This window comes from Bacillus pinisoli (genome assembly GCF_023036475.1).
Classification (GTDB): Bacteria; Bacillota; Bacilli; order Bacillales; family SA4; genus Bacillus_BS; species Bacillus_BS pinisoli.
On the sequence record NZ_JAJQKI010000023.1, the window covers coordinates 1 to 22,118 of the forward strand.

Consider the following 22,118-nt stretch of genomic DNA (forward strand, 5'->3'; position numbering starts at 1 on the left):
TATTTTCTTGCAACTTATCGTACTTTATTTGCGACTTTACTACCTTTTCTTGCGACTATGCTTTCCCCCGCCCCCGCCTGCACAAAAAAAGACGCCCTAGACCCAACAATCTAAGACGTCTTTCTTCTATATATTATTCACTTACAGGTACAACCGCACCTTTGTATTCTTCTTTAATAAAAGTTTGAATTGCTTCTGAACGAAGTACTTCAACTAAAGCTTTTACTTCTTCACGACCTTCGTCACCTGCACGAACTGTGATGATGTTTACATATGGAGATTCTGGTCCTTCAATTGCAATAGCATCTTCCATTGGGTTTAATCCAGCGTCAATTGCATAGTTTGTGTTGATTAGTACTGCGTCACCTTCGTCATTGTTGTAAACCTGTGGAAGTAATCCCGCTTCTACGTCAGCTTCGAATTCAAGTTCCTTTGAATTTTCAACAATATCATCTACAGTTGCAGCCGTTGTGTCGATACCTTCTTTTAACTTAATTAAGCCTTTGTCTTGAAGCATTGTTAAGATACGACCGTGGTCAGCTACTGCATTACTCATAATAATTTTTGCGCCATTAGGAAGCTCTTCTAGGCTCTTGTATTTTTTAGAATATACACCAATTGGCTCGATATGAATACCACCAGCATTTACAAAGTCGTAGTTATCATTTTCAGCCATTTGAAGCTTTAAGTAAGGGATGTGTTGGAAATAGTTTGCATCAATTTCTTCATCAGCAAGTGCCTTGTTTGGTAGTACATAATCTTGGAACGGAACGATCTCTAACTCAATTCCTTGTTCTGCTAAAATTGGCTTTGCTTGTTCTAAAATTTCAGCATGTGGCACGTTCGAAGCTCCCACTACAAGCTTCTTTGCTTCAGTTGTTTCTGCACCTTGTGTTGTTTCTTCTTCTGTTTGTCCACCTGTTCCACAAGCAGCAAGTGCAAGTACTAAAAATGCTAATCCTAAAATACTTAAAATCTTTTTCATTTTGATATCAATCTCCTTTATCTTTTGTCTAACATAGATGTGACTCGGTCACCTATAAATTGAATAATGAATACAATAATTAAAATGATAATCGTTGATACAATTGTGACATCTTCTTGAGAGCGTTGGAATCCTTCTAAAAAGGCTAGATTTCCTAGGCCTCCAGCTCCGACTACACCCGCCATTGCTGTATAACCAACTAATGCGATGGCAGTTACCGTTATGCCAGAAACTAACGCAGGCATGGATTCAGGCAATAAAACCTTCCATATAATTGTCCACGTCGTTGCACCCATTGCTCTTGAAGCTTCAATGACACCCTTATTTATTTCACGAAGGGCGATTTCAACCATACGGCCATAAAAAGGAGCGGCCCCTACAATAAGTGCTGGTAATGCTGCATTTGAACCTAACATCGTTCCAACTATGAACTTGGCAAAAGGAATCAACAATATAATAAGGATAATAAACGGTATTGATCTAAAGATGTTGACAATTGCTGCAACAAAAGAGTTAACCGCCGCATTCTCCCATAGATTACCCTTCCCAGTTAAAAATAATAACAAGCCCAGGATAATCCCTAAAACAAACGTTGCCAGCACAGAGATGGCTGTCATATAAAGTGTTTCAAGTGTTGCTTCAATCATCTTATCCCAGTTTACATTCGGAAGTAGCTGCTCCATCATTTAGAGATCACCTCCACTTCCACTGCTTGATTACGCACATAGTCAATCGCTTTTTCAATCTCTTCATCCACTCCGTCTACATGGACAAACAATGTTCCATATGACCCTGTTTGAAGGTGAGCAATTTTCCCCTGAAGGATATTGACTGTAATATTAAACTTCCTAATGACATTCGTTATAAGAGGCTGTTCTGTTTCTTCTCCAACAAAGGTTAATTGAATAACCTTTCCATTAGGGTACTTCTCAAGAAGGCTTTCAGCTGTTTCCTGTGTTTCTTCAGGCTCTGTTAACTGCCCAACAAAACGCTTTGTAATCTCCTCTTTTGGGTTTCTAAAAACAGTAAGAACATCACCTTGTTCAACGACACGGCCATTTTCCATGACAGCTACACGATGACAGATTTTGCGGATAACATGCATCTCGTGAGTAATAAGGATAATCGTTAATCCTAATCTTTCATTTATATCAACTAACAATTCCAAAATAGAATCAGTTGTTTGTGGATCTAATGCTGAAGTAGCTTCGTCACAAAGAAGTACTTTAGGATTATTTGCTAACGCTCTTGCAATCCCTACTCTTTGCTTTTGCCCTCCGCTTAGTTCAGAAGGATAAGCATCCGCTCTCCCCTTTAATCCAACAAGCTCAATAAGCTCATCTACACGTTTTTGTTGCTCGGCTTTTCGAACACCCGCAATTTCAAGTGGAAATGCAATGTTTTCTCGGACGGTTCGTGACCATAGTAAGTTAAAATGTTGGAAAATCATCCCTGTTTCTTGGCGAGCCAGTCGTAGTTCTTTTCCTTGAATCTTCGCCATGTCACGCCCATCAACCATAACCGAACCCTCTGTCGGCTTTTCAAGCTGATTGAACATCCGGATTAACGTACTTTTGCCGGCACCACTGTATCCAATCACTCCAAAGATTTCACCTTTTTTAATCTCCAGGTTAATTCCGTTTACCGCTGTTACTTTACCGCTTTTTGAAGAGAAAACCTTTTTAACATCCTTTAATGTAATCATGCTATCACCTCGTTTCTTCCTGAGTTCGCCTATCAAATTAGTATGAATAATTTCAATAGATATACATTTAGCTTCTACTACTTGGTGATAATTATAAACAAGGAATTTCGAGCATGAAAAAACCCTTCCTGCAAAAATGAGCAGAAAGGGAACAGAAAGCTTCCTTTCTCTCATCTCCCAAAGCAACCTGAATGCTTCGTAGGAATTGGCACCATTTCAACGATTGTTGACGGTTGCCGGGTTTCATAGGGCCCAGTCCCTCCACCTCTCTAGATAAGAGTAAATCTATTTATATGTTTGGCTAATCATCTATTGTTTTCTTGGTTAGGTTTAACTCATAGAATTTTTTAAGTACGAGAGTGATTTTAGCATGTTAAAATCATTGGCGTCAATCATTTTGTCATATATTTATATAAGTAAAAAATTGGATACAAAATCATACATAATCTCAGTAATCGTTACTAAATTACACTTGTACTTTTTGCTTCTCAATCTCCTGTGCTTTAAGAATTCTACGGAGTATTTTTCCACTAATCGGTGTTTTCGGTAATTCATCAATGGCTTCAATTTCTCTTGGCATTGCATGAGCCGCCAGCTTAAGCCGTACAAAAGTCTGAATCTCTTTTAAAAGTTCCTCTGATTCAGTATAACCGTCTGTTAACACAATGAATGCTTTTACAATTTCCCCACGTAGTTCGTCAGGCTTTCCTATAACAGCAGCTTCTACTACAGCCGGATGTTCAATTAATTTACTCTCTACTTCAAACGGTCCAATTCTCTCTCCTGAAGAGTTAATCATATCGTCATTTCTTCCTTGGAAGAACACATATCCATCCTCATCCATGCGAGCGAGATCACCAGATACATACCAATTATTAATGAAATAAGAATGATACTTCTCTTCATTTTTCCATATTTCCTTCATCATGGATGGCCAGCCCTTCTTAATAGCAAGTAGACCGAATTCCCCGCACTTTACTTCATTACCCTCTAGATCAATAATTCCCGCTGTAATTCCAGGTAGTGCTCTCCCCATTGAACCAGGCTTAATAGGTGCAGAAGGTAGGTTCACAACTAATTGAGCACCTGTTTCCGTCATCCACCATGTATCATGAATTCGGAGGTTAAAAGCTTCTAATGCCCACGTAATAACTTCTGGATTTAACGGTTCACCTACGCTTAAAATATGGCGTAAAGAAGAAAGGTTATACTCTTTAATGCGATCTGTATCATTCATTAGTAATCTAAAAGCTGTAGGTGCACTATACCAGACCGTAACACCCGTATCTTCAATGGCCTGAAACCATTCCTCCGCCTTAAATCTACCTCCATGTACAACAATCGTCGTTCTGTTTAACCAAGGGGCGAAAATCCCATAGGAACTTCCCGTTACCCAACCTGGATGTGCCGTACACCAATATACATCATTTTCTTGTAAATCCAACACCCATTTTCCTGTTTGGTACTGCTGAATCATTACTCGATGAGCATGTAAGACTCCTTTGGGCTTCCCTGTAGACCCAGATGTATAATGAATAATCATTCCATCATTTAAATCAACCCACTCCACCGCTTCTCCTTCAAATGAATTTTCGCGTAGTAGCTTCGGAATTGATCTTGCAATCGGATGGTCTGCATCATCAGTGATATAAATAGAACGAAGGTCAGGGAGCTTTTCGACTGGAACACGTTCAAGCAGCTCTGCATTTGTTAATAAAACTGATGCCTCGCAATCATACATCCTGTCAAAAATGGCATCCTCCATGAACGCTTCAAATAATGGCCCAGCAATCGCACCTACTTTAATAATCGCTAATACGGCAATATAACCTTCTGGATTTTTAGGTAAAAAGGTGAATACACGGTCACCCTTTTCCACACCTTGAGACTTAAGCAAGTGGGCCCATTCATCTGTTCTTTTCTTCAAATCTGAGAAAGTCAGAACTTCTTTCGATGAACCATTTATATAAATAAGCGCTTCTTTCTCTCCATACCCATCTTCTACATGACGGTCAATGCATTCATACGCCATATTGACCTTATTCGTTTGGAACCAACTAAAATGAGGATGGACAGAATCCCACTTAAATTGCTCATAAGTTTCCTCGTAATTCAGTAGATTATGGGTACCATTTCTAGGTTGTAAAGTAATAGGATTTGATTCGCTCATGGCAATACTAACTCCTTTGCTTATGATTTTACTTTTTCTAGATTTAACAATGAAAGAATACGTTTTTTCTCTTTGGCTAGTTCCTCGTCTCCTCTAGAGCGAGGACGAGGACGATCAATGACAATTTCTTCACAGAGCTCTCCTGGCTGCCCTCTAAAAATAAGGATGCGGTCACACAGATAAAGGGCCTCATCAATATCATGGGTGACAACGAGCATCGTTGCTTTCTTTTGCTCCCATACCTCTAATAGTAGGTCCTGGAGTTGCATTTTCGTAAACGCATCTAAAGCACTAAAAGGTTCATCCAAGAGGAGTATATGTGGAGAGGTAATCAGTGCTCTTGCGATTGCGACACGTTGAGCCATCCCACCAGACAGCTCCTTTGGATACTGCTTTTCAAAGCCTTTTAAGCCGACCTGTTCTAAAAGTTGAATAGCTGATTGTTCATTTGCCACTCTATCTTTTACTCCGAAAAGTACATTTTCTATAACGGCTAGCCATGGCATTAGCCTTGGCTCCTGGAACATGAAGCTAATATTTTCGTTATGATCTCTTGCTTCTTTTCCTTCTACGAGAATACTACCTTCATAGTTTTGATCTAATCCTGAAACGGTGCGAAGTAACGTACTTTTTCCACAGCCACTCGTACCAATTAACCCAATAATTTCTCCATTTTTTGCCGAAAAGCTGATATTACGAAATGCTACATTCCCGTTTTCAAACTTTCTTGTCGCTCGTTCTACCGATAATACCAATGGACTCACCACCTTTTTATTTTCCATTAGAACTTGATAAGCTGTCTTGCCAATGTAGGGCTTTGTTTTCAATTCCCTTTAAAATCGCATCCGTTATCTTACCTAGAATGGCAAAGAGAATAATACTAGCGATAATGATATCTGGTGAACTCATATTCTGACCAAATACAAGAAGGTAACCGAGACCTTTACTTGCTCCCATTAGCTCTGCTGCTACTACGAACATCCAGCCTAACCCTAAGCCACTTCGAATCCCTACTAGAAAAGATGGAAGGGATGCCGGTAAAATAATCCTTTTAATAAGTTGAAAGGTCGAGAATCCATAGATTTTCCCTACTTCAATAAGCTTACGATCCACACCTTTCACACCACTTACGATATTAAGATAAACCGGGAAGAAAACACCAACCGCGATTAACGTAATTTTCGAAACCTCTCCAAAACTAAGCCATAAAAGAAATAGCGGCACCCATGCTAGAGAAGGGATGGAACGAAACGCTTGTAACAGCGGATCAATTATTCGTTCAGCTAGTCTAAAAAAGCCAACAAACGAACCAATAATCACAGCTACAGCCGTTCCAACAAAAAATCCAACTAGTACTCGGTAAAATGTAATTCCCGTATGAACCCATAGGCTTCCGTCTTGAAGCATGGAATAGATCTTCTGAACAATAATGGATGGTGCCGGCAACTGATGTACAGGAAATACTCCAGTTTTACTGAGTATCTCCCATACAACAATCAAAATGATAGGTAAAATGCTGCCGATTAAAAGATCACTCGTTGATAGATTGAGTTTTTTAAACGGTAAAGCTAGTTTATATGTTTTTGGAATTGTCTTAATCGTATTGCTTTCAGATTGCTGTGACATCACATCAACCTCCTACTTACTTGATTACTTTCTCTGCAAATGATGGTTGAATTAATTCATTAGCTAACTTTTCTAAGTCTGCACCAGCGTCAATCACGCCGCCATTTTGAAGTACTTTTCCAGCTTCAATTAATGCATTGACTTGTTTATCACCAGGAACTGGACTTGAGAAATCATTTCTTGAGATTTGTAGCTTTGCCACTTCTTCATCAAGCTGTGCTTGAGTTGCTAGAATCTTGGCAGCTTCTTCCTCATTTTCTACTGCCCATGTTCTTGCTTTCTCGTAAAGCTCGATGACCTTCTCTACATACTGTGGATATTGCTCAGCAAATTCTGAACGAACATTTAACGTACCATACGTATTGAAATCTGGGTTACGATAGATATAGCTTGTGCCTTCATTTACTTCCAGCTTAGCCATGTGTGGATCAAGACCTGCCCATGCATCTACATCACCAGATACTAAAGCAGATGCTCCGTCACCATGTTGAAGGTTCACAATCTCAACATCTGTACTTTTTAAACCCGCTTCATCAAGAGCACGTAATAGAAAGATATAAGGATCTGTTCCTAAAGTCGCGGCAATTTTCTTACCTTTTAAGTCTGCTACTGATTTGATATCTGTGTTACCCGGTCCTACTAGTGCCGTCCACTCAGGCTTTGAGTAAATATAAACTGTTTCAATTGGTGATGCTTTTGACTTTGCAATAAGTGCTGCTGCTCCTGCCGTTGAACCAAAATCAATACTATCACTGTTTAAAAATTCTAACGCTTTGTTACTTCCTAAGCTTTGTACCCACTCTACTTCAATTCCTTCTGCTTCAAATGCTTCTTCTACCCAACCTTTTTCCTTTAAAACAAGGCTAGTAGGAGAATAGAATGCATAGTCTAAACGAATTTTTTCTGGTTTTGCTCCTTCTGAGCCTTCGTTGTTACTTGATGTTGAACTGCTTCCGCAAGCTGTAAGTAAACCTATAGAAATACTAAGAATTAGTGCTAAAACAAGCTTGAATTTTTTATTTTTCATTTTTAAAACTCCCCTTTTATATGGGGGCCTTTTTAGTGTAAGGCCCCGTTACTGTATTTTTTGTTTTTATATCTCACAAGCGTAAGTTGAAATCGATCCTCGTAAACGCTGTGCTTCTTTATATGTGCAGCGGTTATAAACCACCTCTAGTCCAGCTTCCTTTGCAATCGTTACGGCTTCTTCTGAAATTACTCCTTCTTGTAGCCAGAAGATTCCCGGTCTTACGGCAGCTGCTTCTATTGCTAACTCCACTGCTGCATCGGATGCTCTAAAGATTTGAGCAATATCAATTTGATCAGGAACTGAACGTAAATCTGGATATGCCTTCTCTCCCAATACTTCTGTTTCGTTAGGGTTTACAGGAATGACTCTAAATCCAAGTCTCTTCATTTTGACCGCTAGTCTGTGACTAGGTCTTGCTGGATTACTACTTAATCCTACAATTGCCACATTCTTCGTTCTTGTTTGCTCAACCCCATCCACAACCACTGTTTCAGTAGCAGAGTTTAATGCTGCTTTAATAACACCCTCATCATTGATTACAATTTCCTTTGGCAAACTGTCTGAGTTTCCAGTTGCTTTTAATAAAGCTTGATTTAAATCATTAGTTAAGTCACGTACCGATTCAAGACCAACTGATAAACGAACGAGCTCTTCTGTTACTCCCGTTGCTTTAAGCTGTTCACCTTTTAGCTGCTGGTGAGTCGTTGATGCCGGGTGAATAACCAGTGATCGTGCATCTCCAACGTTTGCTAGATGAGACCATAAAGATAGTGAATCAATAAAGGTTTTACCCGCTTCTCTTCCACCTTTAATACCGAATACAACAACCGCTCCGTCTCCATCTGTTAAATACTTCTGAGCTAGATGGTGTGAAGGATGACTTTCTAATCCTGGGTATGTAACCCATTCAACTGCTGGATGATTATCTAAATATTCAGCTACTGTTCTTGCATTGCTCGTGTGCTTTTCCATTCTAAGCTGTAACGTTTCTAACCCTTGTAATAGCATAAAGGCATTAAATGGGCTTAAGCATGAGCCAAAGTCTCTTAGTAATTGAACACGTAGCTTTGTAATAAATGCTAACGTTCCAAAGTCTACCGCATAGCGAATTCCGTTATAACTCGGATCTGGCTCAGTAAAGCCAGGGAATTTTTCACTATTCCAATTGAAGCGTCCTCCATCAACGACAAGACCTCCGATGGACGTTCCGTGTCCACCAATCCACTTTGTTGCCGAGTGAACGACAATGTCAGCTCCCCATTTAATGGGCTTACAAAGTGCTGGAGAAGCAAATGTACTATCTACCACTAATGGGATACCTGCTTCATGAGCAATATTGGCAACTGCTTCAATATCTAACACTTGTAAACTTGGATTTCCAATTACCTCAGCAAACACTGCCTTCGTTTTAGGAGTGATTGCTTTTCGAAAGTTCTCAGGATCTGAAGAATCTACAAATTTCACGTTAATTCCGTATCGCGGAAGAGTAACCGCGAATAAGTTATAAGTTCCACCATATAGGTTTGTTGCTGCAACAATCTCATCTCCAGCATGAGCCAGATTCATTAACGCTAACGATATGGCTGCTTGACCTGAAGAAGTGGCAACAGCTGCAACACCTTCTTCTAATAGAGCAATTCTTTTCTCCAGAACATCTACCGTTGGATTTCCAATACGTGAATAGATATTTCCTGGCTCATCTAAAGCGAATAAGCGCTGTGCATGCTCCGTATTATGAAACACATAAGAAGAAGTTTGATAGATTGGTACAGCACGTGATCCTGTTGTTGGATCTGGAGCGTGACCTCCGTGTAATAATAATGTTTCTAAATCATAAGAATGGTTTGTCATGATTATCTCTCCCTTAGTATTTTTATATAAAATGCTCTGTTAAACTTGGTTGTTGATTTTCGTTACGGGACGCTCGCTTTCCGCGGGCGGGTTCGGAAGCCTCCTCGGCGCTTGACGCCTGCGGGGTCTCCCTTACCACGCTGCTCCGCAGGAGTCTCGCATCCCTTCACTTCAATCAACTGTGCAAAAATTCAAAACTAACCTTTTACACAGTCATATAAAAAAGCACCCTGCATAAGAAGAGGATGCTTTACCCTCTTCTTATCTCTCAGACTTTTACTTCTGCTGGAATTAGCACCTGTATCGGTTGCCGGGTTTCATCGGGCCAGTCCCTCCACCTCTCTTGATAAGAAGATTTATTTAATTGTTTGTATTAATGGTTGCTCAATTTCATATTGTTCAAGCGATAAGCCAGTCGATGAAACAGGATAGAATCTCAGTGTTTCCTGTTCTAATTGTTGAAGAAATAACAGGATATTTTCTTCTTTACCTCTTAGTAAGTCTCCAACAATATATCCATCTTCCGTTTTCAATAATTCTCTTTGTAAAAGCTGAACTTGATGTTGCTCTAGCTTACTAGTTATCGTGTAGTTTTGCTTTAAATGATCTGCATGTAAGGCTTCGCTGATTGCCACCCATACTGAAGTAGATTCACTCTTTTGCTCACTTCCGTATTGATTGCTAGCTCTTCCTGTCCCCACAGTTGGCTGACCATTCTGTTTAATATAGACTAAATCCTCAATCATCGCACTTGCTGTAGCTTTTGAGCCAGCACCAGGACCTTGTAAGAGGATGGTTCCAACTAAATCTGTCGTTATAACGATTCCGTTATCGACTCCCTCTACATTGTAAAGTGGATGATTAGATGATACATAGACTGGCTTTACCCCCGCTTGAATAATATCCTGCTGTCTTTCTAAAGAGGCAATAAGTTTAAGGCGTAGGCCTAATTTTTCTCCAACAATTAAATCCTGAAGGGAAACTTTATTTACACCTTGTTTTTCTACTTCTTCCCAACTCGGTTGCTGTTGATGAATCAAGTTACTTAGAATCATCAGTTTGTAAAAAGCATCCGTTCCGAGAATATCGTTTGCAGGGTTTGCTTCAGCGTATCCTAATGCTTGAGCTTCCTTTAGCACCTCATTGAAGTCAGCTTTTTCTTTGCGCATCTTTGTTAGGATATAGTTACTTGTTCCGTTTAAGATGGCCTCAAGCTTTAGTATTCCATTAACTTGCAACAACTGGATAATCGTTCTTAGTAGTGGAATACCTCCTGCAACTGCAGCCTCAAATGCAAGTGTGACTCCGTTTTGGTTTGCTAGAGTTGTTAGCTCGTTTCCTTTATGAGCTAGCAATTCTTTATTAGCACTTATAACATGACAGCCTTTTTCTATAAATCTTTTAATATACGAATTGGCTGGTTCAATTCCAACGATTGCTTCAAAAACAATATCAATTTCATCTATTGCTAAAATTTCTTCAATTTCCGTCGTAACTCTGACCGTTGGATGTATGGCTCGCAATTTTGATGCGTTTTTCACTAAGATGCCAACTACTTCAACATTTGCTCCTGTTGCCTCTTTCAGTTTGGCTTGGTGACTATTAATAGTGTCATAGACTCCCTGGCCTACAGTCCCTAATCCAAGTAAAGCAACCTTTACTGTTCTCATCTTGAAAGCCCCTCCTCTACAAGATGTCCCCACTTTTCAAATTCTACTAAGAAGCCATCATGACCAAACACAGTGGACACTTCATAGTGGTTTGAGGACGAAAGAACTTGTTGGTGCTCTTTCACAACATCTTTTAATAATCCAGAAGGATAAATAATATCTCCTTCAAAGCTTATTGCTATTATTTTTGAACGAATCTTCGCAATCGCAGACTTCCAATCTCCTCTATTTCTACCTAAGTCATGGTGATCCATCACCTTTAATAAATAGAGATAGCTATTAGCATCAAAACGCTTAAGGAATTTCTCCCCCTGATACGTTAGGTAAGAGTCTACCTGATAAGATTTTTCTTGGTGATAATTTCCGAAACCTTCACGTGTCTCTCTTGAAAATCTTGCATTGAATAATTCTGGAGACCGATATGAAATCATTCCAATCATTCTTGCGATACTTAACCCAACTTCAGGATTCTCACAATATTCACCATTTTGCCAGTTAGGATCGTTTGTAATGGCATATCGAGCGATTGAATTATATGCCATGCCAAAATCACTTAAATATGGTGATGTTGCAAGTGGGAATAACAATTTTGCAAATTCAGGATATAACACTCCCCACTCTAACACTTGCATACCGCCTAGAGAGCCGCCAATGATTGCATGAACTTGGTCGATTCCTAATTCCTTTAAAGCAAGGTATTGAGTCGTAACAATATCTCTAACTGATACAAAAGGAAAGCTAGCATTGTAAGGTTGGCCGTTTGGACCAATACTTTTGGGACCAGTGGATCCATTACATCCACCTAACACATTCATCGTAATGACTTGCCATTTGATTGTATCAATATACTTTTCTTTTCCAATTAATCCTGACCACCAACCAGGCTCTGCCTCTGTACCAACCGTGTGCTGGTTACCTGTCAAAGCATGACAGACAATAATCACCGGTGCGGTTTGGGGACCAACTCGTTCAAAAGCTATTTCAACATTAGGAATTGTAATGCCTAATTCCGTAGTAAAAGACCCTAGCTGTACTTTTCCGTATTCTGTTTGAACATCATCTTTCACGTTTGGCATTAGACCCTCCTCCCAAGTAAGAATTGCATTTTTTTCGTCTTCTAATCCATAAAAAAACCCTCTTCATAAGAAGAGGGTGAATAACCTAAATTCATCTCTTCTTATCTGCCAGAGCTAATTGCTCTGCAGGAATTGGCACCGTGTTTTTGTATAAACAAAACCGGTTGCCGGGTATCATAGGGCCAGCCCCTCCACCTCTCTGGATAAGAAAACTTTATTCAATTAACGCTTTAACTTACAATTCATATTATCTGTAGAGAATATAACACAGGGAAATTATAACTGTCAAACAATTTTTATAATTAAGTTTTTTTACATCTACATCTTCATTCATACGTTAAAATCATTCCTTTATGCCGATAATTTCTTTTGCCCCAAGTAAAACAATGCCTCGGCCATTAATATATCTTTTAGCTTGCCTGTGACTCTTATTAAATTCCTACTTTCTAGTTTCCTTAACCTCTCTACTCCAGTTATGATTTCCTCTATGTGTCGATGATCACCTTTAATCCATACATCTGTTTTACCAGGACTTGATAGGTGAATGACACAATTTTGCGATGATATTTCTAGGAAAAATAATTCATATTCAATTTGAAAACATATATGAACAGGTGTCTTCGGCAAAATAGGAAGTAGTGTACTTTCATTTAAAACATTCCCTACAAATTGATTAAGTAGCTCCTTCATTAAAATCCCCTCCGGTTTATGTTACTTTATCAATTCAACAAAGAACCTTTGTATTCCCCCGCTATTCGTTCGACACATTTTGTTCACAAATACAAATAAATACACCATTCTAGCTTATTTCCCAAGAAATATGTCGCATCACACATATAGTGACAAATTAGAATATTGATAAATAAAAGAATGTCATATTTTATATTGAATTTTAAACTTTAAAAAACACCTACCACTATGGTAGGTGCCTTCATTATGCAATGACTAGTTGTTGTTCAAATCTTGATTTCAGATGTTGTCGGGCACGATACAAGTTCACCTTCACCGTACCTTGATTCATCTTTAGGTGATTTGCAATTTCCTTTTCTTTTAGGCCATCATTAATTTTCAAGTGAATAATCTCTTTTTGCTCTTTTTTTAAGCTACTAATTTCACATTCAATCTCATTCTTCAGCAATACCCATTCCACTTTATTTTCTACAGAAGGGCTTGGTGCCTCTTTTAATGTATATAGATCCTCCACAAAATCATAGCCATGTCTTTTATCTTTTCTTATAAAATCAATGGCTGTCCTTTTGGCTATCGTTATTAGCCAAGGTCTAACTTTGGATTCATCCACGACTGATTTCATGTTTTCATACGCTTTAATAAAAGTTTCCTGTAAGATATCCTCTGTTAGATGATGGTCTTTAATCATAGAATACACGTGACCATATAGCTTTTTATAATGTTCTTGAAAGATTGTTGTAAAATCCATCTGCACCGCCTCTTTACTGCTTACTTAAACTGTTTAGCGACATCTTTATCTATTACTCTAAAATCAACATGTGGTTGATTTTTATACTTAAATACAATATTAGTACCCTTACTATGATCGCCATTTGTGCTCTTCCAAGCTTCAAGAAGATCAGCTGGATTGGTAATCTTAACTGTATTCTCTAAACTATTAATCTTGTCTAACATTGCCTCATTAGACATGGAATAGTATTCATTAAGATCAATTTGATGATCACCCAGAAGAATTGCGTATTCAAAATCCTCTCCCGATAGAACTGCCTTCTCATAGATTCCCTTTTCCTTTAACCACTTTTCTACAGCAACATAAGAAGCTGAAATACTATGATGGGTCTCAAAGTGTGGATTATCTACTTTCATATCAAATCTAATATCTGAAATAGTAGATTCTTGGTACTGTTCATATTTTAGATTTAGTATATCTTCTTTCAGTAGAGACAGTAGTTCCTCAATTTCTGCTTCATCTGTAATTGTTACTTCACGTGCTTGGATCCCTCCACTAGGTGTAAAGAATATCTTATCAATTCCATCAGCCTCTATTCCCATAACCCGAAAGTTCACTAATTTGAACTCATTTGATTCGTAAATGGGTCTTAATAGTGAAGCATATTCGCTTTTAGAGATGGTATATTCACGCATCACTCTCTTACCATTTTTTAATTCATAAGCAATATACACATATTCTGGGTCTACTATATTCTGCCTACTTTTTAGCTCACTCTTATGTTCGATAATAGCTTGGTGAAGGTTCGTAATGTTCTCGAAATTCTCTTGTTCATGGAAGTATTCAATAGGTACTCCATATTCTTCTTGGTTCAAGTACATATAGCTCTCATGTCCATGATAAATTCTTTCGATCTCTGCTAGTTCAGGAATTCTCTTTTCATATCCAAAGACATCAAAATGAATAACTAGGAATAAAACCACTACACCTACAACATAGATTCCATAGCCTTTTAAGCTACCTAAGACTCTCCACGTTTTTTGTAAAATCATCTCCGATACTAGATAACCAATAATGGAGCCGATGACATAACCTACGATCGTCCAACCCAAACTATTCTGAAGTTGACCAAAATACAATCCGCCAAGAAGCATCGTAGCAAACGTGACACCATACTTAAAGATTGGTCTAAGGAATGGAAAAACGATTGGGTTCGATATCGCTTCTAGCCTTCTTTTCTTGTACAACACAAGTGATAATACGAGTAATAGAATGGTTAGTCCTAAGTAAATCCATACTTCAATGGTAGATAATAAATCTGAATTAAACATGCCCATTCTTATCAATGGAGACAGCTTTTCTAGTTTATTTCCCGTCATAATATCAGGCGTAAACCCAAATAAGAACATATCTAAACTAAACGTAATTAGTAAAGCAAAGCCAACGGGAGAAAACAATAATACATATGATAGCACGCCATGAATGATAGAGATCCCTGAGATCATCCCAACAAACACGCTTGCCATGAATATTAGCAAGTTAATGACGATTGTAATTCCAGCCCAATACAAAATATTGCTACCCGTAAAGAATGCTGATAAGCCCAATACTGGATGGATAATAAATAAGATTACCACATTTAAAAGGACTGGTAATATAAGAAACAGAGCCCCTGTACCAACGTAATGAAAATAAAGTTGTGTACGTGTAACAGGTAAACTGTGGATTAAATCAGACGATGATTTTGTCTGTACGTATCTGAAAATAAAGACTGCCACTAATACAGGGACAATGCCAGAAAAAAGTGTTAAAAGCTCTGGATTCCACGAGAACAAATTGTTGTCTTGAAAAAATTTATATCTGTACATCGAGTCTTCTTCTGACACATACATCATCATTCGTAATGGAAGGGCAAAGAATACACCTAAAAAATAGATAATTGCAAGCCACCCCGTACTCCTAAATCCTTGGAGAATGATTTCTCTATTAAACCAAGATGTTTTGGATTGCATAGCCTTGGTCCCCCATTTCATAAATAAATATCTCTTCCAACGTTAATGGTAATAAGTCGAATATAACTGGATCGTATTGGCGGAAGTGCTTAATAACCTCACTTTCCTGCCCTCTTACAATACATAAGATGACACTGCCACGTTCTTCTTTATAAAGTAGGTCCACTTGCTTGAATAGTTGCTCAGGAACTTCACCTTTAAAAGCTACTTGGATCTTATGCACATCAGATTTCAAGTCATCCAGATCCTTTTCCAGCAACATCTTTCCTTTGTGAACAATTCCAACATAATCACAAATATCCTCTACCTCACGAAGATTGTGTGAGGAAACAATAATTGTCATTTCTCTGTCTGCTACATCCTGTATTAATAAATTTTTCACTTTCCGTCTCATGACCGGATCTAGTCCATCAAATGGCTCATCTAGGATTAATAACTCGGGCATGGTAGAGAGTGCAAGCCAAAACGCAACCTGTCTTTGCATTCCTTTTGAGAACTTTTGAATCTTTTTATTACGATCTAGATCAAAAACCTCCTGCAGCTTCAAAAAACGCTCCTGTGACCAGTTTGAGTAAATGCTGCTATAAAAACTAGCCATCTGATTGGTTGTATATTGTGAGAAAAAGTAAGGAGAATCAGGTATAAAAAACAAGTGGTCTTTCATTTTGTTATTTTCAAATACATGCTGACTATTAATGGTAAGCTCACCATGGTCTTGAGATAAAATTCCGGCAAGTATTCTTAACAATGTTGTTTTACCTGCACCATTAGATCCAAGTAGTCCGTAAATAGATCCCTTTGTAACGGAAAGACTGATGCCCTTTATAGCTTCAAGATCCTCAAAAGATTTAGAGAGATTCGTTACATTAATCATCCAGCTTGCCTCCCTTCGTAGATTCTTCAACTTGATCGAATAAATCAATCATGTCTTCTTTTCTTAAACCAAGGTAAAACGCCTCAGCTAAGAGTTTGACTAATTCTTGTTTAACCTTTTCTAATTTTTCATTATTGATAATATTTGAAGATTCACTCACGAAGCTTCCTCGCCCTGGAACTGAATAAATATAACCCTGTCTTTCTAGTTCTCGATATGCTTTTTGAATCGTATTGGGATTAATCGTTAATTGCTGAGCAAGCGTCCTTACTGATGGTAATTGTTCATCAACCTTAAGAATATTGTTCATAATTAACTCCTTTAATTTTTCTACTAGCTGCTCATAAATGGGCTGTCTACTTCTAATGTCTAGTTCAAACATATCAACCCTCCCTTTTCTGTTTTAAGTGTATTATTAGTGTTAGTACAGTTAGTATTATATATGAATTACCTTGTTTTGGAAAGTGTTTTCTTAAAAAAAATTGGCTCTTTTAAACTTGGTTGTTGATTTTCGTTACGGGACGCTCGCTTTCCGCGGGCGGGAAATGAAGGATATTTTCACTATCGTGAAAAATCCCACTCCTCGGCGCTTCACGCCTGTGGGGTCTCCCTTACCGCGCTTCTCCCGCAGGAGTCTCGCATCCTTCCACTGCAATCAACACTTCAAGATATCAACAATGTTCTTTAACAGAGTCAAAAAAAATACCCCAAGCATCGCTTGAGGTTTAGTAAGTATATGCCGCTATAGAATGTTTTTCTGCTTCTTTCTAGATAACTCCTAGCAACCTTTTTAAATGTGCCTTGTCAAAACCAGTCACAATGTCACCGTTAATGCTGATCGTTGGGATGATTTTCTGACCACCATTTAATGACATCATTTGATCTATGACGCCATCATCCATTACACTATGTTCTTCAAACGCAAACCCATTCTTCGAGAGAAACTCTCTCGCTTCTCGACAAGAGCTTCAAGGTGGGGCATAGAAAAACGATATTTCAGGAATAGAGTTTGTCTCACGAAGTGCTAATGTATGCCTTGCCCCAGTGTGAGGCAAGACAAGTTGAATCTTGTGGCAGTAAAAAATTACTTCATCAGGATTCAGTTGAGGAAATAGTCGTTCACGAAGATCAAACGTATTTCCGTTCGTTGTCTGAATCTCAACTACAACTTTGTTTCCTATCTCTTTTTGTGTAAGGACTTTCACAGGCAATTCACTTGGTAGTTTCTTTCGTTCTATCACTACAGTGTAAAAGTAGTTCATTTCATTTAAGTCAATGGCCTGTTTTAAAGTGTCAGCATACTCATCATTTTTGTTAAAAATCATCAGACCATGGTCATTGGGATGAAAGCGATGTAAAACACCTGCTGTTATACTTGTTTCCATCTCGGCTAGCCACCTGTTATGTTGAAACAACAAGTTTAAAAGCGTACCACTCTCTTCATGATTTTCAGGATGAACATGAATGCCTTTTGGTTTGTAAACAGCCATAATAGATGGACTTTCATACCACACATCAAGTGGGCCTTCATCTATACGTATTAAAGGTTGCTTTCCCAGTCTGATTCCTCCCCTTTACTTCAATTCTCTGTATAAATAATCTACTGACTGAAAGGCATATATTCTTTTAGTCATTTCGCCTTTTTCAAATAAAAGTAAGCAAGGAACACTTTGGATCTCCCACTTGGCTGCTAGATCCGGAAAATAATTTAAGTTTATTTTTCTTATGGGATACTCTGTTACCAAATTTTCCACTACATGTAGCATTCTCTCTGCTACCTTACACGTACCACAAAGCGGTGTATACAAAAATAAAGCTACACGATCTGTTCCTTTTAACTGGTCTGGATTAAAATCAGTCCATTCCTCCATCTCATCACTCAACCCTTATAAAAAATTAGCATGTACGTCTATGTTGGCACTCAATAGCACAGTTGCCACATGCTGTTCTGGTGCAGAAGCCACCTCACGATAGGTTTTGTCTATATATAAATGAACCGCTTCCGGAAGTTCTCGTTTAAATTGTTTTCTCAATTTTTCCCCAGAATCATCCGCATCGACAAGAATATAGACTTCTTTGTTAAATAACTCCTCAATGAGTTCATCTAACTTACTTGTACCGATTGTTCCATTTGTACAAATAATTTCAATTTCCTCGTTTATAATGGCTTCTACTTTCTTTTTATCCGATTTTCCTTCAACGATTAATACCTTGTCTAACTCGGTTTCCATCTACATCACCAAATTATTTAGTATAGGTAAACTTACATATAATTCCATTATAAAACAAAAGACAGTGGTTATCCCCCCACTGCCTAGCACCATCCATCTTCTTTATCACAATCGGTATACTTTTGATCAGGATTTGTTGTAACGTCAGCATAGTGAAAAATCTTATTTTGTTCTTGCTCATATCCTGGTTTAAGGTCATACTGATTCCCTTGATCCGTGAAGAGCATTTTCCCAATTGATTCTTCCCCTACAAATAAATCCATGTGTCCTTGATTCAGTTTACCGACGACACGATCAGTTATGTCCAACCGTTTTTGTTCTAACATGACATGACACTCCTTCACTCACTGTATAGTGTTAGAGTATCCAGAAAAAATGATTTCATTAGTCTTGATTAATCATTTCCTCATATTGTTCAGCAGTCATAAGTGAATCAACTTCACTTGTGTCAGAAAGCTCAACAACAATCATCCAAGCTTTTTCGTATGGCGATTCATTTACAAATTCTGGGCTGTCATCAAGATCTGCATTTACTTCTACTACTTTTCCACTTACTGGAGCATATAATTCTGAAACCGTCTTTACAGATTCAACACTTCCAAATGGCTCATCTGCAGAGATGTCATCTCCCACTTCTGGAAGTTCAACAAACACAATATCACCTAACTCAGATTGAGCGAAATCTGTAATACCAATACGTACTTTATTTCCATCAATTTGTACCCATTCATGCTCTTTCGTGTAACGTAGTTCTTTTGGTGTGTTCATTAGTATCCCTCCACATTATGTATAAATCGTATTATCTATATCATACCATTGAAAAATTGGAATTGAATAGTATTACTTACATTATGCAAGCCAAGTTTCTTCAAATTGCTTCTCATTAAATCCAACTGTTACTTTTTGGCCATCCGTGATAATAGGTCTCTTCACAAGCATTCCGTCTGAGGCTAAAATTTCTAACATTTCATCTTCTGTCGCTGTTTTAAGCTTGTCCTTCAAACCTAACTCTCTATATTTCATTCCACTTGTATTAAAGAATTTCTTTAACTCTAAACCACTAGTTTTAAATAACTCATGTAATGTTTCTTTTGAAGGTGCATCTTCAACAATATGTACTTCGTTAAAAGAAATTTGATTCGCTTCTAACCATTTTTTTGCATTTCTACAAGTCCCACATTTAGGGTACCAATAAAATGTCACTGCCAACACATTTCACCACCATATTTAGAATACACATCAATATGTATTTTACCATATAACCCAATCATATCCTAACAGCGGGTTTATGTTGGACAAAATATTTGGTTGCGAAGCAAAGTTTCTATTATAGTGATTCTTTTTTGCTACATCCTAGGTTAACGTTAGGACCTGATTTTTCGTTTAGTGAAAGTATTCCACGAAAATATAGGTTATTTCACGATTTTGCAAATGAATTCCACGAAAATTATTGTTATTCCACCTTTTATTAAACTATTTCACGAAAAGGTAATATTATTCCACGATTTTGAAACTAAGGACCATAAGGAAGAGCTGTTAACCTTAGTTAACAGCTCCGACATGTATTAAACTGTAAAACGATCAGCTTCAATGATTGCAGCTGCAATTTCACGCTTTTTACCAATAACGTTAATTGGCGTGTGACGAGTGAACTTCTTTAAAGCAGATAACATCATGCGTAAAGTATCACCAGTTTCAGTCGCAATTAATGTTTCTTTTGCATGTGCTTCAATTTCGTTGAATGCTTCTTGGCAGTAAACTTGAGTGTAAAGAAGCTTTTGGTTATTCTTTTCAAGTCCTGTTTTGTTAATTGCCTTCTCTGTACGAAGTACCGCAGATTCCATCGCGTATACATTGCTAACAATATCAGCAATATTGCTTAGGATTTCTTGCTCTTTGTCTAGGCTCTTTCCATACTTTTGTGCAGCTAGACCCATTGATAATAGTGCAATCTTCTTTGCGTTCTTTACTAGGTACTTTTCTTGCTCAAGAACACCATCGCCCACTTCTTCTGGCATTAGCATCATAAGCTCTTCTTGAAGTGCTTGTGCTTTTTGGAAAAGTGGTAGTTCACCTTTAAATGCTTTACGTAGGTACGTACCTGGAACTAATAGACGGTTGATTTCGTTTGTTCCTTCGAAGATACGGTTAATACGTGAATCACGGTATACTCTTTCTACTTCATACTCTGCCATGAAGCCGTATCCACCATGAATTTGAACTGCTTCATCTACTACATAGTCAAGTGTTTCAGAACCGAATACCTTGTTTAATGAACACTCAATTGCATATTCTGCGATTGCAGCTGGCATTGATTTACCATCTTTAACCTCTTCATCAGTTAGGCGACCTTGACGATCCTCATAAAGTCCAACCGTACGATATACCGAGCTTTCCATCGCATATGTTTTTACTGCCATGTTTGCAAGTTTTTCTTGAATTAAAGAGAAGCGAGAAATTGGCGTCTTAAATTGTTGACGTTGGTTAGCATATTGAGTAGCTACATCAATCATACGCTTAGACCCACCAATTGTTCCCACTGCAAGCTTGTAACGTCCAATGTTTAAGATGTTAAAGGCAATTACGTGACCTTTACCAAGCTCTCCTAGTAGGTTCTCTTTTGGAACTAATGCATCTTCAAGAATTAACGTACGAGTAGAAGATCCTTTGATCCCCATTTTCTTTTCTTCTGGACCAGTCGATACACCTGGGAATCCTTTTTCAACGATAAATGCGGAGAAATGCTCTCCATCTACCTTTGCATACACGACGAATACATCAGCAAATCCAGAGTTTGTGATCCACTGCTTTTCTCCGTTTAATACGTAGTGAGTTCCTTCTGCATTTAATTTTGCAGTTGTTTTTGCACCTAGTGCATCAGAACCAGATCCTGGCTCTGTTAGGGCATATGCAGCAAGTCTTTCACCTGAAGCTAAATCAGGAAGGTATTGATGCTTTTGCTCTTCGTTACCAAACAGAACGATTGGTAATGATCCAATTCCTACGTGTGCTCCTAATGATAAGGAGAAGCTTCCACCACGAGAAACTTTTTCAGTAATAAGAGCTGAACTAATCTTATCAAGTCCAAGTCCACCGTACTCTTCAGGAACATCAGCACCTAATAAACCAAGCTCACCTGCTTGCTTTAAAAGCTTTACTGACTTTTCAAATTGGTGATTCTCGATATCCTCTAGATGAGGTAGTACATCGTTTACCACAAATTCCTCAGTTGTTTTACCAATCATTTTATGTTCTTCTGTAAAATCTTCCGGTGTAAACACACGATCCGCTTCAATATCTTCGATTAAAAAAGCTCCACCTTTAATTAGATTCTCAGTCGTATTTGACATATTGGTTCCTCCCTTTATTTGTTAGTAAGGCTCTGTTAAACCTGGAAGTTGATTTTCGTTATGGGACGCTCGCTTTCCGCGGGCGGGTTCGGAAGCCTCCTCGGCGCTTTTCGCCTGC

22 protein-coding genes, 1 pseudogene and 3 riboswitches are annotated in these 22,118 nt (G+C 38.2%); all 23 genes and pseudogenes read right to left on the minus strand.

The genetic code is table 11. The features are described 5' to 3' along the window. Positions 1–133 precede the first annotated feature (133 nt). The 23 genes and pseudogenes from LT143_RS19635 to LT143_RS19745 all read right to left on the minus strand — a co-directional run bounded on the left by LT143_RS19635 (position 134) and on the right by LT143_RS19745 (position 22,000). On the minus strand, positions 134–985 hold the full coding sequence (locus tag LT143_RS19635; protein ID WP_246946103.1) for a MetQ/NlpA family ABC transporter substrate-binding protein: 852 nt from the start codon (positions 983–985) through the stop codon (positions 134–136). 17 nt (positions 986–1,002) lie between these two features. After that, positions 1,003–1,671 carry a methionine ABC transporter permease gene (locus LT143_RS19640; protein WP_246946104.1) on the minus strand — a complete coding sequence of 223 codons (669 nt, stop codon included), beginning with the start codon at positions 1,669–1,671 and terminating at the stop codon, positions 1,003–1,005. Next, on the minus strand, positions 1,668–2,690 hold the full coding sequence (locus tag LT143_RS19645) for a methionine ABC transporter ATP-binding protein (RefSeq protein WP_246946105.1): 1,023 nt from the start codon (positions 2,688–2,690) through the stop codon (positions 1,668–1,670). Before LT143_RS19645 ends, LT143_RS19640 begins: the two co-directional genes overlap by 4 nt. A gap of 167 nt (positions 2,691–2,857) precedes the next feature. Further along, positions 2,858–2,970: riboswitch (SAM riboswitch) on the minus strand. Between the two features lie 186 nt (positions 2,971–3,156). Beyond that, positions 3,157–4,860, minus strand: a complete 1,704-nt coding sequence (gene acsA, locus LT143_RS19650) for an acetate--CoA ligase (RefSeq protein WP_246946106.1) — start codon at positions 4,858–4,860, stop codon at positions 3,157–3,159. Positions 4,861–4,880: 20 nt separating this feature from the next. Continuing rightward, positions 4,881–5,615 (minus strand): ABC transporter ATP-binding protein, encoded by a 735-nt coding sequence (locus LT143_RS19655; RefSeq protein ID WP_246946107.1) that lies wholly within the window; start codon positions 5,613–5,615, stop codon positions 4,881–4,883. 16 nt (positions 5,616–5,631) lie between these two features. Beyond that, the gene (locus tag LT143_RS19660) at positions 5,632–6,486 is read right to left on the minus strand and encodes an ABC transporter permease (RefSeq protein WP_246946108.1); all 855 of its coding nucleotides are present in this window, start codon (positions 6,484–6,486) and stop codon (positions 5,632–5,634) included. A gap of 16 nt (positions 6,487–6,502) precedes the next feature. Further along, a complete protein-coding gene (locus LT143_RS19665) occupies positions 6,503–7,513 on the minus strand; it encodes an aliphatic sulfonate ABC transporter substrate-binding protein (protein ID WP_246946109.1) in 1,011 nt (336 codons plus the stop codon). Positions 7,514–7,579: 66 nt separating this feature from the next. Continuing rightward, positions 7,580–9,367 carry a PLP-dependent aspartate aminotransferase family protein gene (locus LT143_RS19670; protein ID WP_246946110.1) on the minus strand — a complete coding sequence of 596 codons (1,788 nt, stop codon included), beginning with the start codon at positions 9,365–9,367 and terminating at the stop codon, positions 7,580–7,582. Between the two features lie 258 nt (positions 9,368–9,625). Then, positions 9,626–9,720: riboswitch (SAM riboswitch) on the minus strand. 3 nt (positions 9,721–9,723) lie between these two features. After that, the gene (locus tag LT143_RS19675; RefSeq protein ID WP_246946111.1) at positions 9,724–11,037 is read right to left on the minus strand and encodes a homoserine dehydrogenase; all 1,314 of its coding nucleotides are present in this window, start codon (positions 11,035–11,037) and stop codon (positions 9,724–9,726) included. Further along, the gene (metX, locus tag LT143_RS19680; protein WP_246946112.1) at positions 11,034–12,113 is read right to left on the minus strand and encodes a homoserine O-acetyltransferase MetX; all 1,080 of its coding nucleotides are present in this window, start codon (positions 12,111–12,113) and stop codon (positions 11,034–11,036) included. Before metX ends, LT143_RS19675 begins: the two co-directional genes overlap by 4 nt. A 98-nt stretch (positions 12,114–12,211) precedes the next feature. Continuing rightward, positions 12,212–12,323, minus strand: a riboswitch (SAM riboswitch). A gap of 141 nt (positions 12,324–12,464) precedes the next feature. Continuing rightward, positions 12,465–12,803, minus strand: a complete 339-nt coding sequence (locus LT143_RS19685; RefSeq protein ID WP_246946113.1) for a hypothetical protein — start codon at positions 12,801–12,803, stop codon at positions 12,465–12,467. Positions 12,804–13,047: 244 nt separating this feature from the next. Further along, positions 13,048–13,551 carry an RNA polymerase sigma factor gene (locus LT143_RS19690; RefSeq protein WP_246946114.1) on the minus strand — a complete coding sequence of 168 codons (504 nt, stop codon included), beginning with the start codon at positions 13,549–13,551 and terminating at the stop codon, positions 13,048–13,050. Positions 13,552–13,571: 20 nt separating this feature from the next. Next, positions 13,572–15,545 carry a DUF6449 domain-containing protein gene (locus tag LT143_RS19695; RefSeq protein WP_246946115.1) on the minus strand — a complete coding sequence of 658 codons (1,974 nt, stop codon included), beginning with the start codon at positions 15,543–15,545 and terminating at the stop codon, positions 13,572–13,574. Then, on the minus strand, positions 15,520–16,419 hold the full coding sequence (locus LT143_RS19700) for an ABC transporter ATP-binding protein (protein ID WP_246946116.1): 900 nt from the start codon (positions 16,417–16,419) through the stop codon (positions 15,520–15,522). The genes LT143_RS19695 and LT143_RS19700 overlap by 26 nt, the downstream gene beginning before the upstream one ends. After that, complete coding sequence (locus LT143_RS19705) at positions 16,412–16,801, minus strand: GntR family transcriptional regulator (RefSeq protein WP_246946117.1); 390 nt, start codon at positions 16,799–16,801, stop codon at positions 16,412–16,414. The genes LT143_RS19700 and LT143_RS19705 overlap by 8 nt, the downstream gene beginning before the upstream one ends. Before the next feature lie 385 nt (positions 16,802–17,186). After that, positions 17,187–17,369 (minus strand): annotated as a pseudogene (locus LT143_RS19710) (glutaredoxin family protein); the annotation flags it as partial. An 18-nt stretch (positions 17,370–17,387) separates the two neighbouring features. Further along, positions 17,388–17,909 (minus strand): pseudouridine synthase family protein, encoded by a 522-nt coding sequence (locus LT143_RS19715; RefSeq protein ID WP_246946119.1) that lies wholly within the window; start codon positions 17,907–17,909, stop codon positions 17,388–17,390. Positions 17,910–17,993: 84 nt separating this feature from the next. Beyond that, entirely contained in the window at positions 17,994–18,290 is a 297-nt protein-coding gene (locus LT143_RS19720) for a thioredoxin family protein (RefSeq protein ID WP_246946120.1), read from the minus strand. 15 nt (positions 18,291–18,305) lie between these two features. Beyond that, positions 18,306–18,650 (minus strand): toprim domain-containing protein, encoded by a 345-nt coding sequence (locus LT143_RS19725; RefSeq protein ID WP_246946121.1) that lies wholly within the window; start codon positions 18,648–18,650, stop codon positions 18,306–18,308. Between the two features lie 83 nt (positions 18,651–18,733). Then, positions 18,734–18,976 (minus strand): YusG family protein, encoded by a 243-nt coding sequence (locus LT143_RS19730; RefSeq protein WP_246946122.1) that lies wholly within the window; start codon positions 18,974–18,976, stop codon positions 18,734–18,736. Between the two features lie 58 nt (positions 18,977–19,034). After that, positions 19,035–19,418, minus strand: coding sequence for a glycine cleavage system protein GcvH (gcvH, locus tag LT143_RS19735; protein ID WP_246946123.1), 384 nt, complete (start codon positions 19,416–19,418; stop codon positions 19,035–19,037). An 81-nt stretch (positions 19,419–19,499) separates the two neighbouring features. Continuing rightward, on the minus strand, positions 19,500–19,859 hold the full coding sequence (locus LT143_RS19740) for an arsenate reductase family protein (RefSeq protein WP_246946124.1): 360 nt from the start codon (positions 19,857–19,859) through the stop codon (positions 19,500–19,502). 356 nt (positions 19,860–20,215) lie between these two features. Then, on the minus strand, positions 20,216–22,000 hold the full coding sequence (locus tag LT143_RS19745; protein WP_246946125.1) for an acyl-CoA dehydrogenase family protein: 1,785 nt from the start codon (positions 21,998–22,000) through the stop codon (positions 20,216–20,218). Positions 22,001–22,118: the final 118 nt, after the last annotated feature.

Excerpts from the sequence above, each read along its gene's own strand:
- LT143_RS19660 (WP_246946108.1), bottom strand. The coding sequence starts at position 6,486 with ATGTCACAGCAATCTGAAAGCAATACGATTAAGACAATTCCAAAAACA.
- LT143_RS19635 (WP_246946103.1), bottom strand. The coding sequence starts at position 985 with ATGAAAAAGATTTTAAGTATTTTAGGATTAGCATTTTTAGTACTTGCA.
- LT143_RS19715 (WP_246946119.1), bottom strand. The coding sequence starts at position 17,909 with ATGGCTGTTTACAAACCAAAAGGCATTCATGTTCATCCTGAAAATCAT.
- LT143_RS19720 (WP_246946120.1), bottom strand. The coding sequence starts at position 18,290 with ATGGAGGAATGGACTGATTTTAATCCAGACCAGTTAAAAGGAACAGAT.
- LT143_RS19705 (WP_246946117.1), bottom strand. The coding sequence starts at position 16,801 with ATGTTTGAACTAGACATTAGAAGTAGACAGCCCATTTATGAGCAGCTA.
- LT143_RS19640 (WP_246946104.1), bottom strand. The coding sequence starts at position 1,671 with ATGATGGAGCAGCTACTTCCGAATGTAAACTGGGATAAGATGATTGAA.
- LT143_RS19645 (WP_246946105.1), bottom strand. The coding sequence starts at position 2,690 with ATGATTACATTAAAGGATGTTAAAAAGGTTTTCTCTTCAAAAAGCGGT.
- metX (WP_246946112.1), bottom strand. The coding sequence starts at position 12,113 with ATGCCAAACGTGAAAGATGATGTTCAAACAGAATACGGAAAAGTACAG.
- LT143_RS19675 (WP_246946111.1), bottom strand. The coding sequence starts at position 11,037 with ATGAGAACAGTAAAGGTTGCTTTACTTGGATTAGGGACTGTAGGCCAG.
- LT143_RS19700 (WP_246946116.1), bottom strand. The coding sequence starts at position 16,419 with ATGATTAATGTAACGAATCTCTCTAAATCTTTTGAGGATCTTGAAGCT.
- LT143_RS19690 (WP_246946114.1), bottom strand. The coding sequence starts at position 13,551 with ATGGATTTTACAACAATCTTTCAAGAACATTATAAAAAGCTATATGGT.
- LT143_RS19670 (WP_246946110.1), bottom strand. The coding sequence starts at position 9,367 with ATGACAAACCATTCTTATGATTTAGAAACATTATTATTACACGGAGGT.
- LT143_RS19685 (WP_246946113.1), bottom strand. The coding sequence starts at position 12,803 with ATGAAGGAGCTACTTAATCAATTTGTAGGGAATGTTTTAAATGAAAGT.
- gcvH (WP_246946123.1), bottom strand. The coding sequence starts at position 19,418 with ATGAACACACCAAAAGAACTACGTTACACGAAAGAGCATGAATGGGTA.
- LT143_RS19730 (WP_246946122.1), bottom strand. The coding sequence starts at position 18,976 with ATGTTAGAACAAAAACGGTTGGACATAACTGATCGTGTCGTCGGTAAA.
- LT143_RS19745 (WP_246946125.1), bottom strand. The coding sequence starts at position 22,000 with ATGTCAAATACGACTGAGAATCTAATTAAAGGTGGAGCTTTTTTAATC.
- LT143_RS19695 (WP_246946115.1), bottom strand. The coding sequence starts at position 15,545 with ATGCAATCCAAAACATCTTGGTTTAATAGAGAAATCATTCTCCAAGGA.
- LT143_RS19665 (WP_246946109.1), bottom strand. The coding sequence starts at position 7,513 with ATGAAAAATAAAAAATTCAAGCTTGTTTTAGCACTAATTCTTAGTATT.
- acsA (WP_246946106.1), bottom strand. The coding sequence starts at position 4,860 with ATGAGCGAATCAAATCCTATTACTTTACAACCTAGAAATGGTACCCAT.
- LT143_RS19725 (WP_246946121.1), bottom strand. The coding sequence starts at position 18,650 with ATGGAAACCGAGTTAGACAAGGTATTAATCGTTGAAGGAAAATCGGAT.